The sequence below is a fragment of the Aeromonas sp. s1(2024) genome, assembly GCF_040908005.1.
Lineage (GTDB): Bacteria > Pseudomonadota > Gammaproteobacteria > Enterobacterales > Aeromonadaceae > Aeromonas > Aeromonas caviae.
Window position 1 is genome coordinate 20,405 of record NZ_JBFOCW010000014.1, and the last position, 17,083, is coordinate 37,487.

The 17,083-nt window shown below is 62.8% G+C and carries 14 protein-coding genes; 6 read left to right on the forward strand and 8 right to left on the reverse strand.

Annotated features, from left to right (window positions below):
- Positions 1-145: 145 nt before the first annotated feature.
- On the forward strand, positions 146-949 hold the full coding sequence (locus AB5Y70_RS03225) for a DUF2989 domain-containing protein (RefSeq protein ID WP_043154262.1): 804 nt from the start codon (positions 146-148) through the stop codon (positions 947-949).
- On the forward strand, positions 946-1,503 hold the full coding sequence (locus AB5Y70_RS03230) for an NUDIX domain-containing protein (RefSeq protein WP_010675420.1): 558 nt from the start codon (positions 946-948) through the stop codon (positions 1,501-1,503). Before AB5Y70_RS03225 ends, AB5Y70_RS03230 begins: the two co-directional genes overlap by 4 nt.
- A gap of 62 nt (positions 1,504-1,565) precedes the next feature.
- On the opposite strand, the gene sppA is transcribed toward AB5Y70_RS03230, so the two are convergent.
- Positions 1,566-3,410 carry a signal peptide peptidase SppA gene (gene sppA / locus AB5Y70_RS03235; RefSeq protein ID WP_043153272.1) on the reverse strand — a complete coding sequence of 615 codons (1,845 nt, stop codon included), beginning with the start codon at positions 3,408-3,410 and terminating at the stop codon, positions 1,566-1,568.
- Between the two features lie 322 nt (positions 3,411-3,732).
- Here sppA and AB5Y70_RS03240 point away from each other — a divergent pair, with 322 nt between their 5' ends.
- From AB5Y70_RS03240 to AB5Y70_RS03250, 3 genes are all read left to right on the forward strand, one after another.
- Positions 3,733-5,760, forward strand: a complete 2,028-nt coding sequence (locus tag AB5Y70_RS03240; protein WP_043153284.1) for an NADPH-dependent 2,4-dienoyl-CoA reductase — start codon at positions 3,733-3,735, stop codon at positions 5,758-5,760.
- 107 nt (positions 5,761-5,867) lie between these two features.
- Positions 5,868-6,416, forward strand: a complete 549-nt coding sequence (locus AB5Y70_RS03245) for an NAD(P)H nitroreductase (RefSeq protein WP_010675416.1) — start codon at positions 5,868-5,870, stop codon at positions 6,414-6,416.
- Between the two features lie 538 nt (positions 6,417-6,954).
- On the forward strand, positions 6,955-8,034 hold the full coding sequence (locus AB5Y70_RS03250; protein ID WP_010675414.1) for a methyl-accepting chemotaxis protein: 1,080 nt from the start codon (positions 6,955-6,957) through the stop codon (positions 8,032-8,034).
- A 20-nt stretch (positions 8,035-8,054) separates the two neighbouring features.
- Here AB5Y70_RS03250 and AB5Y70_RS03255 read toward each other — a convergent pair whose 3' ends face one another.
- The 3 genes from AB5Y70_RS03255 to AB5Y70_RS03265 all read right to left on the reverse strand — a co-directional run bounded on the left by AB5Y70_RS03255 (position 8,055) and on the right by AB5Y70_RS03265 (position 11,289).
- The gene (locus AB5Y70_RS03255; RefSeq protein ID WP_043153267.1) at positions 8,055-8,603 is read right to left on the reverse strand and encodes a sugar O-acetyltransferase; all 549 of its coding nucleotides are present in this window, start codon (positions 8,601-8,603) and stop codon (positions 8,055-8,057) included.
- 259 nt (positions 8,604-8,862) lie between these two features.
- Entirely contained in the window at positions 8,863-9,741 is an 879-nt protein-coding gene (prmA, locus tag AB5Y70_RS03260; protein ID WP_010675412.1) for a 50S ribosomal protein L11 methyltransferase, read from the reverse strand.
- Positions 9,742-10,272: 531 nt separating this feature from the next.
- The gene (locus tag AB5Y70_RS03265; protein ID WP_043153265.1) at positions 10,273-11,289 is read right to left on the reverse strand and encodes a zinc-binding alcohol dehydrogenase family protein; all 1,017 of its coding nucleotides are present in this window, start codon (positions 11,287-11,289) and stop codon (positions 10,273-10,275) included.
- Positions 11,290-11,389: 100 nt separating this feature from the next.
- Between AB5Y70_RS03265 and AB5Y70_RS03270 the strand changes: the two genes are divergently transcribed.
- Entirely contained in the window at positions 11,390-12,262 is an 873-nt protein-coding gene (locus AB5Y70_RS03270; RefSeq protein ID WP_043153263.1) for a LysR family transcriptional regulator, read from the forward strand.
- Here AB5Y70_RS03270 and AB5Y70_RS03275 read toward each other — a convergent pair whose 3' ends face one another.
- The 4 genes from AB5Y70_RS03275 to accC all read right to left on the reverse strand — a co-directional run bounded on the left by AB5Y70_RS03275 (position 12,263) and on the right by accC (position 17,080).
- Positions 12,263-13,687 carry a PTS transporter subunit EIIC gene (locus AB5Y70_RS03275; protein ID WP_043153260.1) on the reverse strand — a complete coding sequence of 475 codons (1,425 nt, stop codon included), beginning with the start codon at positions 13,685-13,687 and terminating at the stop codon, positions 12,263-12,265. It abuts the gene before it with no gap.
- An 87-nt stretch (positions 13,688-13,774) separates the two neighbouring features.
- Positions 13,775-15,232: a sodium/pantothenate symporter gene (gene panF / locus AB5Y70_RS03280; RefSeq protein ID WP_043153258.1), complete on the reverse strand. Its 1,458-nt coding sequence runs from the start codon at positions 15,230-15,232 to the stop codon at positions 13,775-13,777.
- Positions 15,222-15,470, reverse strand: a complete 249-nt coding sequence (locus tag AB5Y70_RS03285; protein ID WP_043153256.1) for a YhdT family protein — start codon at positions 15,468-15,470, stop codon at positions 15,222-15,224. The genes panF and AB5Y70_RS03285 overlap by 11 nt, the downstream gene beginning before the upstream one ends.
- Before the next feature lie 269 nt (positions 15,471-15,739).
- Entirely contained in the window at positions 15,740-17,080 is a 1,341-nt protein-coding gene (gene accC, locus AB5Y70_RS03290; RefSeq protein WP_010675406.1) for an acetyl-CoA carboxylase biotin carboxylase subunit, read from the reverse strand.
- Positions 17,081-17,083: the final 3 nt, after the last annotated feature.

Sequence of the window (17,083 nt, forward strand, 5' to 3'; positions counted from 1 at the left end):
CAGATCAGTGTAGGGCTGATGGTTTCGTTATATTATTCTGCAATCGCGGCCTTATACGGCGCGCGCATTGTAATGGATATGTAGCCTGTTTGCTAGTTGGCGGTGGCCGGTGCGGGTTGCGATTGTTATCAACCAGATGTGAACCATGACCCTATTCTCACAGCGTCCGTTACTGCTTTCCCTCGCTTGTTGCCTGACGTTGACGGCCTGCGACGACGACAGGATCCACAACATCTGCTCCCAATATCCCGCCCTGTGCGCGGACCTGGTGGACGACGGCTGGTGTCGCTATGAGCGCAGCGACGTCATTCGCGGTCGTTACTATCTCCAGGAAGAGGGAACGGACAGGCGCAAGTACGATCTGATGCGCGGCCTGGAGCGTTATCTGCAGTGCGCCGAGCACTCCACCAACATCGAGTACAAGCGGGCCAGGGAGCAGAAGAGCCCCAGAGTGGAAGGGATGCTGGCCGCCGGCCGTCAACTGGAACAGCTGGATGCGCAAACCCGGAACTCCCAGGATCCCTACCTGCTGCTCTGGCACTGGACCAACAACACCAGTCCCGAGGCCCGCGCCAGCTTCCTCGCGCAGGAGGGGACGCCGAGCCTCGAGGAGCCCGAGCTGCAACTGGCGCTCGGCGGCATCTATGCCAAGAGCGAGCCCGAGAAGGCCATCAGGCTGATGCACCATGCGCTCTCCCTCTATCGGGAGGGGGACAAGGTCAACAGCCGGATCCTCACCGCCCTCAGCACCCTCTACATGGGGCAGAAGCGATTTGATCAGGCCTATCTGTGGGGCAAGGTGAGCGAGTCATTCCAGGAGAGCCCCGAGGTCTCCGCCACCCGGCTCGGCATTTACCATGCCATCGGCAAGGAGGAGCAGGAGACGCTGGACGACCAGGCGGCCACCATCGTCGATGCACTCAGGCAGGGGAGCTACCGCACACCATGAATCCGACCCTGACAGAGGTCCGGGAGTGGGCCCATCCCTTCGATATCCGCCTCGTCCACGGCCAGATCCGCGGCGAGGACAGGGTGCTTGAACGGGCCACGGTGAGGGCCGTGGTGATGCGTGGTGATCGACTGCTGCTGGTGCACTCCCGCGTCAACGGGGATCTCATGTTCCCCGGTGGCGGCATCGAGCACGGGGAGGCGCACGATGCGGCCTTGGCCCGGGAGCTGCGGGAAGAGTGTGGCGCCGAGCTGGTGGCCGTGGGCCCCCTGCTGGGAGAGACCCGGGAGTATCGTGCCGCGCGCGAGCCGGATTACGATGCCTACTGCATCCGATCGTCCTATTACCTCTGCCGGGTCGGGGAGGACTGGAGTGCGCCGCGTCCCCAGCCCTACGAGATCCGCCTCGGCTTCACGCCGGGCTGGTTCCCCCTGGCCGAGGCCCTGCAAACCAACAAGACCCAGCTGGCGGGTCCCTGTCCACAGTGGACGGCGCGAGAGACCCGGGTGCTGGCAGAGTTGCACCGCTGGCAAGCGTCCGGCTTGCTGACCTGACAAGGCCGCTTGCCCCATAAAAAAACCGCCTGTCGGCGGTTTTTTTATGGCTGTCCCCGGCGTCAGGGGAGACAGACCGGGCAGAAGGCGTAGGTGCCCTGGGGATCGTTGAAGCGGGTCAGCGGGTCCAGAGTGCGGTTCATCTCCAGCAGCGCCTTGCCAAGCCCGGTGGGCAGCCAGCTTTGCAGGTGCGGGGCCAGCGCCTGGGCGCTGCTGTCAAACAGCTCGCGCAGGAACTTGTCCCTGGCAGACTCTTCCGGTGCGATGGGGGTGACCTGCCAACTCTTGAGGTTGGCGAGATCGGCGGCCGCCTTGAGGGCGTCATCCAGATTGCCGAACTCGTCCACCAGCCCCAGTGCCTTGGCATCCTGCCCGGTCCAGACCCGGCCTTCGGCGGCTTTTTCCGCCTCTTCCGGGCTAAGGCCCCGGCCCTTGCCCACCAGGCCGACAAAGCGCTGATAGGTGTCTTCCACGCTCAGTTGAATGGCTTCACCCACGTGATCCGGCAGGGCACGGGTCAGCCCGACCCCCACGAAGTCGGTGGTGCCGACGCCGTCGGTGTGTACCCCGTACTGGGAGAGCGCCTTGTCGATGGTGGCGAACATGCCGAACACCCCGATGGAGCCGGTGAGGGTGGTGGGGGAGGCGAAGATCTTGTCCGCATCGGCGGAGATCCAGTAGCCACCGGAGGCGGCGTAGCTGCCCATGGAGATGACCACCGGCTTGCCTGCCTGTTTCAGGGCCAGCAATTCGGCGCGGATCTGCTCGGCGGCGAAGGCGCTGCCGCCCGGGCTGTCCACTCGCAGCACCACGGCTTTCACCTGATCGTCACGGCGGGCTTCGGCCAGCAGATCGGCAAGGCTGTCGCCACCGATGGTGCCGGCAGGCTGGACGCCATCCATGATGGCGCCGCTGGCGGTGATGAGGCCTACCTCATCCTTGCCGCTCTGGGGGTACTGCTCCGGGATGGCGGCCAGATACTCTTTCAGGCCCACGCCTTTCCAGCCGTGATCATCGGCCTCGCCCACTTCCTTGATCACCGCCTGGGTCATCTCGTCGCGGGTGGCGAGCTGATCCACCAGACCGTTGTCGAGGGCGTAGCTGGCCGCATTGCCACCGGCCTTGCGCAGCAGTTCGAGGAAGTGATCCTTGTTCGGTGCCACGGCATCCGGTTCGATCTCCCGCTGCTCCGCCACGTCGGTCACATAGGATTGCCACAGCTGATCCAGCCAGCGCTGGTTCGCCTCCTTGCTCTCGGGGGACATCTCGTCCCGGGTGTAGGGCTCGACAAAGGATTTGTAGGTGCCGACCTTGAAGACGTGCGGGGTGATGTTGAGCTTCTCCAGTGCCGACTTGAAGTAGGTCTGGTAGACACCCAGCCCCTCGATCACCACGGCACCACTCTGGTTGAGCAGCACGTGGTCGGCGTGGGCGGCGAGCAGATAGGCCCCCTGGCTGTAGTAGTCTGCCATGGCGATGACCGGCTTGCCGCTCTCCTTGAAGGCGTCGATGGCGGCCGTCACCTCCTGCAGTTTGGAGAGGCTGGCCCCTTGCAGACCCTGGGGCTTGATCACCAGCGCCTTGATGCGATCGTCATTCCCCGCGCTCTTGATGGCCCACAGCAGATCGGAGAGGACGATTTCGCTTGGCTGCTCGTCCCCCTTGTCCATCTGCCTGAGCAGTTGCACCGTGGGATCGGTCTGGGTGCGCTGTTCTACCAGCACACCGGAGAGATTGAGGGTGAGCGCCCCCTCGATGGGGGTGCTTGGGGTCTCGCTCTGGCTGACGCTGAAGACAATGACCAGCACGACGAGAAGAAACAGCAGGTTGACCAGCATCAAGCGGGTAAAGTTGAGCAGGCGCCAGAGGCTGCGAAAGAGCCATCCCAGACCTTTGAAAATAGACATAGCTGCGTTGTCGCCCTGTTAATGGGTTGAGAGCAGCCATTATTAACCAGTTGCGCAGCCAATTGCCATTTCCCCTTGAGTCGACTGCCTCCCCGCCACTTCGGAACACGGTTGTTCGCTGAAAAAATGTCCAAACATTTGTTTGAAAAAGAGTTTTCGATTCTTTACTCTAGCTTCAGTTTGATAACAAAAAATTAACTGAAAGGCCCGATGAGCCGGCCCCATCTCCACCCACCCCCTTCTTTTTACTGCCCGTCACCCGAGGCAGCCAGGAAGGCTGGAGCATGACCCCGTGCACATCGACCTCGACAAGGAGTGCATCATGAGCCGTTATCCCACGCTGCTGACCCCCCTCGATCTGGGTTTTACCCAGTTGCGCAACCGCGTACTGATGGGGTCCATGCACACCGGCCTCGAGGAGGAAAAGGGGGGCTTTGACAAGCTGGCCGCCTTCTATGGCGAGCGGGCCCGTGGCGGGGTCGGTCTCATCGTGACCGGCGGTATCGCCCCCAATTTGCGGGGGCGGCTGGTGCCCCACGGCTCCCAGCTGAGCTTTCCCTGGCAGGTAGCCAAACACCGCAAGGTGACCGAGGCAGTGCACCGGGAAGGGGGCAAGATAGCGCTGCAGATCCTTCATGCGGGCCGCTACGCCTACCATCCGTTCAGCCTGGCGCCGAGCGCCCTCAAGGCTCCCATCTCCCCGTTCAAGCCGCGGGCCATGAGCGAGCGGCAGATCCGCGGCACCATTCGCGACTTCGCCGCCACTGCGGCGTTGGCCAAGGCGGCCGGTTATGACGGGGTCGAGGTGATGGGCTCTGAAGGCTATCTCATCAACCAGTTCATCTGCGAACGCACCAACAAGCGCACCGATGGCTGGGGCGGCAGCAGCGAAAACCGCATGCGCTTCCCGGTGGAGATTGTCCGCGCCATCCGTGAGCGGGTGGGCACGGATTTCATCATCATCTTCCGCCTCTCCATGCTGGACCTGGTGGAGCAGGGCTCCTCCCTTGAGGAAGTGATCGCACTTGGCCGGGCACTGGAGCAGGTGGGGGTCACCCTCATCAACACCGGTATCGGCTGGCACGAGGCGCGCATTCCCACCATCGCCACCAGCGTGCCGCGCGGTGCCTTCAGCTGGGTGACCGCCGAGCTGAAAAAGCACCTCAAGGTGCCCCTCATCACCACCAACCGCATCAACACCCCCGAGGTGGCGGAGCGCATCCTGGCGGGGGGGGAGGCGGACATGGTCTCCATGGCGCGCCCCTTCCTGGCGGACCCCGAATTCGTCATCAAGGCGGCTGAAGACAGGGCGGACGAGATCAACACCTGCATCGCCTGCAACCAGGCCTGCCTCGACCACGTGTTCAAGCAAAAGCGTGCCTCCTGCCTGGTCAATCCCCGCGCCTGTTTCGAGACCGAGTTGACGTTTGGCCGGGTGCCCCAGCCCAAGAAGCTGGCGGTGGTGGGGGCGGGTCCTGCGGGGCTGGCGTTTGCCTGCTACGCCGCCGAGCGCGGCCATCAGGTGAGCCTGTTCGATCAGGCGAGCGAAATCGGCGGCCAGTTCAACTTTGCCAAGCAGATCCCGGGCAAGGAGGAGTTTCAAGAAACCCTGCGCTACTTCGCCAAGCGGCTGGAGAAGTGCGGCGTCGAGCTCTATCTGGGCCAGCGCCAGAGTGCCGAGAGCCTGCTGGGCGGCGGTTTTGACGAGGTGATCCTCGCCACCGGCATCCGCCCGCGCACCCCCAATATCCCGGGTATCGAGCACCCCAAGGTGTTGAGCTATCTGGATGTGCTGCGGGATCACAAGCCGGTTGGCGAGAAGGTGGCGGTCATCGGCGCCGGCGGCATCGGCTTCGATGTGGCCGAATACCTGGTGGAAAAGAGAGGATCGCCGGATGCTGAAAGCCATCGCGATCACTGGCTCAAGGAGTGGGGTATCGACAAGCAACTGGGTGAGCGCGGCGGCCTGACTACCCCCGAAATCGATGCCCCCGAGCGCCAGATCTGGTTGCTCCAGCGCAAGGAGAGCAAGGTGGGCGACGGCCTTGGCAAGACCACCGGCTGGATCCATCGCACCGTGCTCAAGAATCGCAAGGTGCAGATGCTCTCCGGCGTCCAGTACCTGCGTATCGACGATGCCGGGCTTCACATCCAGGTGGGCGACCAGCAGCAGTGCCTGCCGGTGGATCAGGTGATCATCTGTGCCGGACAGGAGCCCCTCAAGGAGTTGCAGGCCGGTCTGCAGGCTGCTGGCAAGCCGGTGCACATCATCGGCGGTGCCGACGTGGCCGCCGAGCTGGATGCCAAACGCGCCATCCGTCAAGGGGCGGAGCTGGCTGCCGTCATCTAGCCTCCCGGCCCTTTCGTATCCTGACAAACCCCTGAACCTCAGGGGTTTTCTTCATCTGGTGCTGTGCTAAGGTAGCGCCATCATCGCCTTTGACAAGGAACTGCCCCATGGATGCCCTCCATCTGTTACTCAATCGCCACTCCTGTGGTCGTCTGGCCGAGCCTGCCCCGAGTGGCGAAGTGCTCGACAATATCCTCAAGGCCGGGCTGCGGGCGCCGGATCACGGCACTCTGACCCCCTGGCAGTTCATCCTGTTCGAAGGGGAGGGGCGTGAGCGTCTGGGGACATTGCTGGCCGATGCCGCCCATGCCCGTGGCGAGGATGCGGACAGTGTCGAGAAGTGCCGCGCCGCGCCACTGCGTGCTCCCCTGGTGATCGCGGTGGCGACCCGTTATCAGGCGCACCCCAAGGTACCGAAACTGGAGCAGGAGCTCTCTGCCGGTTGCGCCCTGATGGCGATGCAGATGGCGGCCCAAGCCCAGGGCTTCAACGGCATCTGGCGTTCCGGCTGGTTCATCTTCGACGAGCAGATCCATGGTGCACTGGGGCTGGCACCGGAGGATCAACTGGTGGGCTTCCTCTACCTTGGCACCCCCATGCTGGAGGCCCGCAAGCTGCGCGAGTTGCCCATTCAGGACTTCGTGCGCAGCTTCTGAAGCGCAGAACGCCAAAAGCCCTGATTATTCAGGGCTTTTTTGTTTTCTGACAAAGCCGTCAGGCTGTACTGATAAATGCGCACTTGCCAAGAGGGTAGAAGGGGGTTGGCCGGACATTTTTTGAATTGTGAGAGATTCTTCTCACTCCTGGTTTATTACGCTATGTAAAACGTTTGCGCCACGTTATTATCCCACTGCCAGTTTAGAAGGTGACCCCTTCTAATTTTCTGCGATGAGAGTCGCAATTCCGTAGCACCTTTTTAGAGCCCAACGTCTTGATGACATTGGGCTTCATTTTTTGTAGGGCTGGCACGTCAGCGTTCTTTCTCCTCCGCCTCTTCTCTACCTCACCCGGCCTCTTTGTGGCGATCTTTTGCACAGTCATTGATGTGGCCTCGATTGGAATCAGGATCAGGGTCAAATATCCTGCATTTGCAGGTGAAATCCGGCCCGGGATCCGCCAGCATCGGCAGAGACAAGAGAGCCAGAGGCTTCCCTTCGACGTCGACTGCCCGCACCTATGCCATCCGGAGGCCATATGTGGTTCAACCGCAAGCTTGAAAAAGAGAATCAACAGCTCAGGGAGGCGATGCTTCTCAAAGAGCAGCAGCACCAGAGCGAGCTGGCCGAATTGCGTGCCACCATCGGTGAATACGAGCACATGCAGCGCACCAGCCGGGAGCGTGGCGATCTCTTCAATCAGGTGATCTCCTGCCAGAACCAGGGAGGTGAAATGCTGCAGAGCGTGCGGGAAGCACTGGCCGGCAGTGCCGAGCACCTGATGGCGGAAAAGGGGGCGCTCTGCGAGCTGGATCAGCTCTTTGCCCAGACCCGGGGCGCCATCACCCGTCTCTCCGATCGCGCCCATGCCATCACGGATGAGGCGGCTCGCAGCCTCGCAGCCGTCCATCAGCTCGATGCCAGCACATCCGCCATCAACCAGTTCGTGACCGCCATCCAGGGCATTTCGGATCAGACCAACCTGCTGGCACTCAATGCGGCCATTGAGGCGGCCAGGGCCGGTGAAGCTGGTCGAGGATTCGCCGTGGTCGCCGATGAGGTGCGTCAGCTGGCGAGCAAGGCTCATGAAGCCAGCAGCCAGATCGAGGTGCTGGTCAGACAGATAGTGGCACAGGCGCAGGAGATCAAGTCCATCATCGATGACAACCAGGCCAGTGCCGCCGAGGTGGCGACCTCCTCCTCCCAGATCGATGTGGTGGTGACCCAGGTGCTGGCACAATCAGGCCGGATGCAGCAGGTGATACACAGTGCGGCCTCCACCTCCTTCCTCAATACCACCAAGCTGGATCACGCTGTCTGGAAGAACACCATCTATCGGCTCATCGATCAGCAGCATTTTCACGAGCCGGTGAGCGACCACGCTCAGTGCAGGCTGGGCAAATGGTATTTCGAGGGGCAGGGTGCGGAGCTCTTCGCCCACAAGCCGGGCTTTCGTGAACTGGACGGGCCCCACAAACGGGTCCATGAGAGCGGCAAGGCCGCCCTGCACGCGCGCGAGCAGGGGGATATCAAAAGCATGGTCGAGCAGCTCAAGACCATGGAAAACGCCAGCATGCAGGTGGTGCACTGCATCGACCGCTTGCTGGAAAGCGCCTGAGCGAGCCTCTGGCCTTCCGCTCAACCTTTGACTGGCAGCAGCCGTGCCGGGTTGCCTGCCACCCTGGCACCGGCCGGTACATCTCTGGTCACGACCGAGCCCGCACCCACGACGGCTTCCCGCCCTATGGTGACGCCGGGAAGCAGAATGGCGCCGCCGCCTATCCAGACCCTGTCTTCGATGGTGACCGGCAGCGCCGTCTCAACCCCCTGAATGCGCTCATCGGCGTCCAGCGCATGGGCGGCGGTGTAGATCTGCACGTTCGGCCCAATCATCACCTCGGCACCGATGTGAATGGGGGCATTGTCCAGCAGGGTGGCCCCCATGTTGATGTAGCTGCCCTTGCCAAGGTGGATGTGGCGGCCATAGGTGCAGTAGAAGGGTGGGCAGATGAAGGCACCCTGTGCCAGCTCGCCGACGATCTGCAGCAGCAGTGCCAGCTGTTCATCCTCCTCGTCGCTGCGATTGAAGCGGCGGTACAGGCGGGCCGTCTCCCGGCGCAACAGATCCAGCTCTGGCGCCATGCAGTTGTAAGGCTGGCTGGCGATCATCTTATCGTATTCGGTCATGACTGGGCCTCGATGGGGTGGAGGAAGAGAGGATAAGTCATCGGGAGGCAGAGAAGCGTGAGGCTCTCCCCAGAGTGGGCAGAAGGAGAACGGCGTCCGGAAACGACAAGGGCACCCTGGGGTGCCCTTGTCGTTCAGCGACCTAAGTGTTGCCGCTGTGGCCTGTTGCTTGTCAGCCGAGTGTGCGGCCGATGGGTTGGCAACTGCCGTGGCTTGTTTTGCGGCCGATGGGTTGGTTGCCACAGTAGCTTGTTGCTTATCAGCCGAGTTTGCGGCCGGAGAGGCGGCACCACTCTTCCTTCACCGCAGTCGGGTCCATCTCGAACCACTGGCCATAGATGGTCTCCAGCTCTGGCGCCTGGCTTTCCAGCACGCCGGAGAGGGCCATCAGGCTGCCCGCCTTGCCGTGGCCGGCGATAAGCGGCGCCAGTTCCCGCAGCGGGCCGGCCAGGATGTTGGCGACCACCACGTCCGCTTCGACGTCTTGCGGCTGATCCGCCGGCAGGTAGAGTTCGATCTGGTCGGCAACGCCATTTCGCTCGGCGTTGTCACGGCTGGCCTGGATGGCCTGAGGATCGATGTCGATGCCGATGACCCGGGCAGCCCCCAGTTTCAGGGCGGCGATGCCGAGGATGCCGGAGCCGCAACCAAAGTCGACGACGGTTTTGCCGGCCAGATCCAGCCCGTCCAGCCACTGCAGGCAGAGTGCCGTGGTGGGGTGGGTACCGGTGCCGAAGGCCAGGCCCGGGTCCAGCATGACGTTGACCGCATCGGGGTTCGGCACGTCGCGCCAGCTCGGGCAGATCCAGAGCCGCTCGCCGAACTGCATGGGGTGGAAGTGATCCATCCACTCGCGCACCCAGTCCTTGTCTTCCAGCTGTTCGACCTTGTAGCCCACGTCTTCTCCGAAGATCTGCTGGAAGAAGGCGATGGTGGGAGCCGGATCGGTTTCGGCATCGAACAGTCCCATTACTTCGGTCTCGCCCCAGAGCGGGGTTTCACCGGGCATGGGCTCATAGACGGGCACATCCTTGGCATCCATAAAGGTCACCGCCTGGGCCCCACGCCCCAGCAGCATGTTGCTCACCTTGTCTGCGGTCTTGGCAGTGGCGTTGATTCGAATTTGTATCCAGGGCATGGCGTCGGCTCTTCATAAATGTGAAACCGCGGGATTCTATCATCATGGGCCCGTGCTGTCGTGGTTTGACCATGGTCTCATGGGGAAGGGAGGTAACTCTGCCAAGTTGGCACGGTTAATGTATTCCTTCATGGGTGACGGGAAGCAACTTGTTCCCGCTGAATGCTTTGCTCTATGAAGTTCCGTCATCTTTTTTCAGCCACCTTCGGGTGGCTTTTTTTATGCCGGTGCGCTGAAAAGCGGTTAATTGGGAGGGAAAAGCAGAGATTGGCACGCTATCTGCAAAGTTACAGATGTCCTGCATAAGGATATGTGTGTGATTGTTACCCCAACGTTCAGGTTTTTAGGGCCATCCCGACGGGATGGCCTCTTTTTTATGGTTTTTTCGGGGGAGATGCCCCGTCAGGGACAAAGGTTACCTGCGGGGCTGTGCACTCTTGGGGCTTGTCACTGGTGATTTCACCCCATGATGGTGCATTTATTTACCTAAAAGGGAATAGGCTGGACGGTAAGGCCCGCTTGGGCTGCGCCTCAGCGATGGAAACCGCTCATGTCGATCACCAGCTTGCCCACCATGCGACCCGCTTCCAGCTCGGCATGAGCCCGGGCCAGGGTGAGGGGCGTCAGTTCGGGCACCACCTTGCTGAGGGTGGTCTTGAGCACCCCTTCATCGATCAGGGCCGAGACCCGGCCGAGCAGGTTGTGCTGCTCGATCATGTCCGGGGTCTGGAACAGGGAGCGGGTAAACATGAACTCCTGGCTGAAGGTGACGCTCTTGGGTTTGAGCAGACCCAGATCCCAGGGTTCACTGGACTCGGCGATGGTGCAGATATGGCCAAACGGACGGATGAGGCTGGCCATGGTGTTCCAGTGCTGCTCGGTGGCGTTGGTGCAGAAGATGGCATCCACCTCGCTGATGCCGAGCGCCTTGAGCTCCGCCTGCAGATGGTGATGGCTCACCACCTGGTGTGCCCCCATGTCCAGGCACCACTCCCGGGTTTCGGGGCGCGATGCGGTGGCGATCACCTCCATGCCGGTAAGCTGGCGGGCGAGCTGGATGGCGATGGAACCGACTCCGCCGGCGCCCCCGATGATCAGCAGTCGCCCGGTGCTTTCGCGGGTAAGGCTCATGCGCTCGAACAGGGTTTCCCAGGCGGTGATGGCGGTGAGCGGCAGGGCGGCGGCTTCCAGATCGGTCAGGGTGACTGGGGCGATGGCGGCAATGCGCTCGTCCACCAGTTGCAGGGCGCTGTTGCTGCCCGGGCGGCTGATGTCGCCTGCATACCAGACCCTGTCACCGGCCTTGAACAGGGTGACGTCGCTACCGACGGCGATCACCTCGCCCACGGCGTCCCAGCCCAGCACGCGGGGGCTGCTTTCGACCTTGTCCTTGGGGGCGCGTACCTTGGTGTCGACCGGATTGATGGAGGTGGCGTTGACCCGTACCAGCAGATCCCGCGGGCCCGGTGTCGGATCGGGCAGATCGCTCTCGATGAAGCAGTGGGGGTGGTTGCTTGGCAGATAGTGAGTCAGGGCGATGGCTTTCATGGCTTTTCCTTTCAAATAGCAGTGTTCGGGATTGCCACTCACTCTAGTCTGGATGATTATCAAGATTAAGATGGGTAATTGGTAAAGACTGTTTGAATATATGAACAATGTCGAACTGGAGTTGATGGGGCTGTTCGCCACCGTGGTGGAGCAGGGGAGCTTCACCGGGGCGGCCGAGGTGCTCGGCATGCCCAAGTCCTCGGTGAGCCAGAAGATCTCGCGCCTCGAATCCCGGCTCGGGGTGAGGTTGCTGCAACGCACCACCCGCAGGCTCAGCCTGACGCCCCAGGGGGAGGTCTATGTGGCCCATTGTCAGGAGCTGCTGGCACTGGCGCGCAGCGCCAATCTGGCGATGGCGCGGTTGCGCGCGGCTCCTGGAGGGCGGGTGCGGATCACTGCTCCCGAAGCCACGGGAACCTTGCTGCTTGGCCGGATACTGGCCGAATTTCGCGCCCTCTATCCCGAGGTGGTGCTGGAGCTGACCCTTTGCGATGAACAGCTGGATCTGGTGGGGGAAGGTTACGATCTGGCGCTGCGGGCAGCGCCGCTGAAAGATTCCAGCCTCATCTGCCGGCGCATCGGCCAGGTGGCGCGCCATCTGGTGGCATCTCCCGGTTACCTGGCGGACAACGGGACGCCGCTCCAGCTCTCGGAGCTGGCCGGACACGCCTGCCTGGTACATGGCTCCTTGCCGGTGTGGCCATTGCAGGAGGGGGGCTGGCGCCCTCGCGGGGCCTGCCAGAGCAACAGCCTGCTGGCGCTGCGGGAGCTGGCACTCCATGACGGGGGGATTGCCCTGCTGCCGGCCCATGTCTGCGGCGACGATCTGGCGGCGGGGCGACTGCTCAAGGTGCTGCCGGATCTCCTGGTTCCGGTGAACCCCTTCTATCTCATCTACCCGAGCCGGGAACACCTGGCCCCCGCCCTTCGCAGCCTGATGGACTTCGTGGCCGAGCGTCTTCCCTTTGCCTGATCACTGGTGCTGGCCAAGGGGAGCCTGAGCCGGTTCGAGACCGAGCGGGACCGACTGGCGTTCCGCCAGCATGCGGATCTGCCCTTCGATGAGGCCGGCATGGGGGCCGAGCACCAGCACCAGCTGATGTTCGTTCAGCACGATCCAGGAGAGGCAACCCAGTCTGGCCAGGCAGGATTGATCCACCAGGGCCATGTCGCGAACCCGCAGGCTGAGGCGGGTCAGGCAGACGCTCATGGCCTGCAGGTTGTCCATGCCCCCCAGCATCTTGAGGTACTGGATAGCCAGCATCTGGGGATCGGTGGGGGCCACGGTCGCGAGCCGGGAGAGATCCTCGGCGATGGGTTTGCCCGGCAGACTGAGGGGGGCGTGTTCCAGCAGCCGGGAGAAGAGCAGGGCATAGACGACGAAGAAGAGGATGCCCAGGGGGATGAGCCAGAAGCTGTGCAGACCGGCGTGGTAGCTCAGGACCAGGTCCAGCAATCCGGCAGAAAAGTAGCTGCCCACCTGGATGTCGAGCCCGCTGCAGATGGCCAGCGACAGCCCGGTCAGCAGGGCATGGGCCAGAAACAGCCAGGGAGCGGTGAAGGCAAACAGGAACTCGATGGGCTCCGTGATGCCCACCAGTGCCGAGGTGAGCGCCAGGGTGAGCAGCAGCCCTCCCTGGGGCAGTTGTTGCATCCGCTGGCGATGGATCCAGATGGCAAAACAGGCACCGGGCAGGCCGAACATGATGACCGGATAGAGCCCGGCCACATAGCCTTCATGCAGCGGCTGGGCGGTCGAGAGGGCTTGCAGGTTGCTCTCCCCCAGCCCGATGAGGCTGCCCAGCACCTGGTGCAGGCCGAGGGGGATCAGCAGCCGGTTCAGCACGCCGTAGCAGAAGGCGCCAAATGGCGTGGTGAGCAGATCGGAGGCGAGCAGGGTGAGCCCCTGTTCCAGCAGCGGCCAGAGGATGGAGAGGGGAAGCACCAGCAGCAGGCAGGCCAGCGCCGAGAGCAACATGCCCGGCAGATCTTCCTGCAGCGGGCGCAACCAGCCCGGCAGCCGCAGAGCGCGGGCCCGGGAGCAGACCATGGCGGTGACGAGCCCGGCCAGCAGGCCGCAGATCATGTCCGCATGCAGCCCGGGCACCAGGGTGCTCAGCGCCGAGCTCAGCAGCAGGAAGTTGACCGCACCGGCGAGCGCCTGGGCTCCTTGCCCCTGGCGACTCAACCCGAAGGCAATGGCCACCGCATAGATGAGCGGCATCTGGCTGAAGAGGGCGCGACCGGCGAGGGAGAGCACGGCGAGATCCAGCACGTCCGGTTGGCCGAGCCGGTGGAGCAGGGCGGCCAGGGGCAGGATGGAGACGGGCAGCAATAGGGCATAGCCGAGGCGCTGCAGGGACTGGGTCAGGATCTTTCTGGCGTTCTGGACTGGCATGGGGGCACGGTATTTGTGACGTGGCGCACATTTTACCCGTGAGCCCCCATTTGGGAATAGGCGAGCCTTCCTTTATTGATCCTTTTCTTAATTTTGATCAAACAATCGACGGACACGCTGATCCGGGGCAGGAGTGAGCAGGCTGACCAGGACAAAGGCCGCCAGGCCAAGGGCCAGGCTCGGGACGATGGCGTGCAGACCGGCCAGCTTGATCCCCCACTGGCTCAAGGTGCCGTAACAGAGGATGCCGCAGACCATGCTGGCCAGGGCTCCCGGGCCGTTGGCCCTGGACCAGTAAAGGCCGAGCACCAGGGGCCAGAGGAAGACCGCCTGCAGGCCGCCGAAGGCGAGCAGATTGAGCCAGATGATCATCTCGGGGGGCTGGAGCGCCGCCAGCAGCACCAGGGTACCCAGGATCAGGGTGCAGAGCAGGGAGAGGCGCGGCACCCGGACCTCCAGCTTCTCCTGCCTGGGGTTGAGGTAATTGAGGTAGAGATCTTTCACCAGGGTGGCGGAGGCCTGGATCAGCTGGGAGTCGATGGTGGACATGATGGCCGCCATGGGGGCGGCCAGGAAGACCCCGGCCAGCCAGGGGGGGAGCACCTCCATCATCAGGGAGGGCATGATCTTGTCCGGGCTGTCCATGCCGGGCAGGATGGCGCGGCCCAGCGCCCCGGCCAGGTGCATGCCGAACATCAGCAGGGCGCAGACGATGGTGCCGATGAGGATGCCCCGGTGCAGCGCCTTGCTGTCCCGGTAGCCAAAGCAGCGCAGCGCCGAGTGGGGCAAGCCCACCACCCCGATGCAGACCAGCACCCAGAAGCTCAGCATGAAGGGCTGGGTCAGCATGTCGCCGGCCCCCTGGGGGCTCACCAGCTTGGGATCTATCTCCTTGAGCTGGTGGACAAGATTCGGCAGCCCGTCACCGGCGATGAGGATGCCCGCCAGCAGGGCGCCAGTGCCGATGAGCATGACGATGCCCTGCAGGGCATCCGTCATCACCACGGCGCGAAAGCCGCCGATCACCGTGTAGAGCAGCACGCAACTGGCAAACAGGAAGAGCCCCTGCTGATAGCTGAGGCCAGTCGCCGTTTCCAGCAGGCGGGCGCCGCCGATGAACTGCACCACCATGGTGGCGATGAAGGCGAGGATGATGGTGACCGAGCCCAGCACGACCACTGCCCTGCTCTGGTAGCGGGCCCACAGCATGTCGTTGATGGTCACCGCGTTGACCCGGCGGGCGATGATGGCGAACTTCTTGCCAAGCACCCCCAGGGTGAGCCAGACGGTGGGCAGCTGGATCATCGCCAGCAACACCCAGCCGAGGCCGACCTTGTAGGCGGCACCCGGCCCGCCGATGAAGGACGATGCAGAGGTATAAGTGGCCACCAGGGTCATGGCGAGCACCAGCCCCCCCATGCTGCGGTTGCCGATGAAGTACTCCTGCATGAAGTTGCCGCCGGTCCGGTGGCGACTAGCCCAGAAACCGACCCCCAGTACCAGCACCAGGTAGATGCAGAGCGGTAGCATCAGCTCAAGATTCATAGGGTGGTACCTCGCTATCCAGGGGAATATCGACGAACAGGCGATCCACCATGAGGGCGCAGAGGCCGATGAACAGCAGGGGCATCAGGATGCAACTGAGCAGGAACCAGAGGGGCAGGTCCCACAGCTCGAGATCCTCGGGGATGAAATAAGCCGAGCCATACCAGGCGACAAAGTAGAGCAGGGTCAGCAGCAGGCAGAAGGCTGCTTCCCGACGGGCGAGTGCGAAACGGTTCACTGTGGCCTCCGACGAGTGAGCGGGGCGCAAGAATAACAAAAAAGGGCCATGTCGCCATGGCCCTTTTTTACGTTGGTGATCCGGGTGGATCGCGCAATATCCCGATGAAAGGGGTCTTTGCAGACCCGACTTCTTGTGCTGGGAGTGGCTGCTCATGCGGCCACCATTGCTCAATGGGTCGGGCCTCAAGCCATTACAGACCCGACTTCTTGTGCAGGTGGAGGCTGTTCTGTGCTGCCACCGTGCTCAATGGGTCGGGCCTCAAGCCATTACAGACCCAACTTCTTGTGCAGGTAGTGGATGTTAGTGCCACCGTGCTGGAAGTTTTCGTCCTTCATGATCTCTTTTTGCAGGGCGATGTTGGTCTTGATCCCTTCCACCACCAGCTCGTCGAGGGAGTGACGCATGCGGGCGATGGCCACGTCGCGGTTCTCCCCGTAGCAGATCAGCTTGCCGATCATGGAGTCGTAGTAGGGGGGGACCTTGTAACCCGCATAGATGTGGGATTCCCAGCGCACGCCCAGGCCGCCCGGTGCGTGGAAGCGCTGGATGAGACCGGGAGAGGGCAGGAAGGTGGCCGGATCTTCGGCATTGATCCGGCACTCGATGGCGTGGCCACGAATGCGGATGTCTTGCTGGGTGATCGACAGGGGCTGACCGGCGGCAATGCGCAGCTGCTCCTTGATGAGGTCGACGCCGGTGACCATCTCGGTGACCGGATGCTCCACCTGGATACGGGTGTTCATCTCGATGAAATAGAACTCGCCGTTCTCGTACAGGAACTCGAAGGTACCTGCACCGCGGTAGCCGATCTCGAGACAGGCGCGCACACAGCGCTCACCGATGAACTTGCGCATCTCGTCGGTGATGCCGGGGGCCGGCGCCTCTTCCACGACCTTCTGGTGACGGCGCTGCATGGAGCAGTCCCGCTCACCCAGATAGAGGGCGGTACCCTGACCGTCAGCCAGCACCTGGATCTCGATGTGGCGCGGGTTCTCCAGGTACTTCTCCATGTAGACCATGTCGTTCTTGAAGAACTGGCCCGCTTCGGATTTGGTCAGCGCGATGGCGGAGGCCAGTTCGGCCTCGTTGCGCACCACGCGCATGCCGCGACCACCACCGCCACCGGCGGCCTTGATGATCACCGGATACCCGATCCGCTTGGCGATGGCGGCGTTGCGCTTGGCATCGTTGTCCACCGGGCCGTCGGAACCGGGTACGCAGGGCACGCCCGCCTTCTTCATCGCCTCGATGGCGGAGACCTTGTCACCCATCAGGCGAATGGTCTCGGCGCGCGGGCCGATGAAGATGAAGCCGGATTTCTCGACCACTTCGGCGAAGTCGGCATTCTCGGAGAGGAAGCCGTAGCCCGGGTGGATGGCGACGGCACCGGTCACCTCGGCGGCGGCTATGATGGCCGGCACATTGAGGTAGGACTCACCGCTGGCAGGTTTGCCGATGCAGATGGTTTCGTCCGCCAGGAGCACATGCTTGAGCTCCCGATCGGCAGTGGAGTGAACGGCCACTGTCTTGATCCCGAGCTCTTTACAGGCGCGCAGGATCCGCAGGGCAATTTCACCGCGGTTGGCGATGACTACTTTGTCCAACATGGG

Coding starts and splice junctions, on each gene's coding strand:
- AB5Y70_RS03225 (WP_043154262.1), top strand. CDS start 146: ATGACCCTATTCTCACAGCGTCCGTTACTGCTTTCCCTCGCTTGTTGC.
- AB5Y70_RS03265 (WP_043153265.1), bottom strand. CDS start 11,289: ATGAAAGCCATCGCCCTGACTCACTATCTGCCAAGCAACCACCCCCAC.
- AB5Y70_RS03250 (WP_010675414.1), top strand. CDS start 6,955: ATGTGGTTCAACCGCAAGCTTGAAAAAGAGAATCAACAGCTCAGGGAG.
- AB5Y70_RS03240 (WP_043153284.1), top strand. CDS start 3,733: ATGAGCCGTTATCCCACGCTGCTGACCCCCCTCGATCTGGGTTTTACC.
- sppA (WP_043153272.1), bottom strand. CDS start 3,410: ATGTCTATTTTCAAAGGTCTGGGATGGCTCTTTCGCAGCCTCTGGCGC.
- AB5Y70_RS03255 (WP_043153267.1), bottom strand. CDS start 8,603: ATGACCGAATACGATAAGATGATCGCCAGCCAGCCTTACAACTGCATG.
- AB5Y70_RS03270 (WP_043153263.1), top strand. CDS start 11,390: ATGAACAATGTCGAACTGGAGTTGATGGGGCTGTTCGCCACCGTGGTG.
- panF (WP_043153258.1), bottom strand. CDS start 15,232: ATGAATCTTGAGCTGATGCTACCGCTCTGCATCTACCTGGTGCTGGTA.
- prmA (WP_010675412.1), bottom strand. CDS start 9,741: ATGCCCTGGATACAAATTCGAATCAACGCCACTGCCAAGACCGCAGAC.
- accC (WP_010675406.1), bottom strand. CDS start 17,080: ATGTTGGACAAAGTAGTCATCGCCAACCGCGGTGAAATTGCCCTGCGG.
- AB5Y70_RS03275 (WP_043153260.1), bottom strand. CDS start 13,687: ATGCCAGTCCAGAACGCCAGAAAGATCCTGACCCAGTCCCTGCAGCGC.
- AB5Y70_RS03245 (WP_010675416.1), top strand. CDS start 5,868: ATGGATGCCCTCCATCTGTTACTCAATCGCCACTCCTGTGGTCGTCTG.
- AB5Y70_RS03230 (WP_010675420.1), top strand. CDS start 946: ATGAATCCGACCCTGACAGAGGTCCGGGAGTGGGCCCATCCCTTCGAT.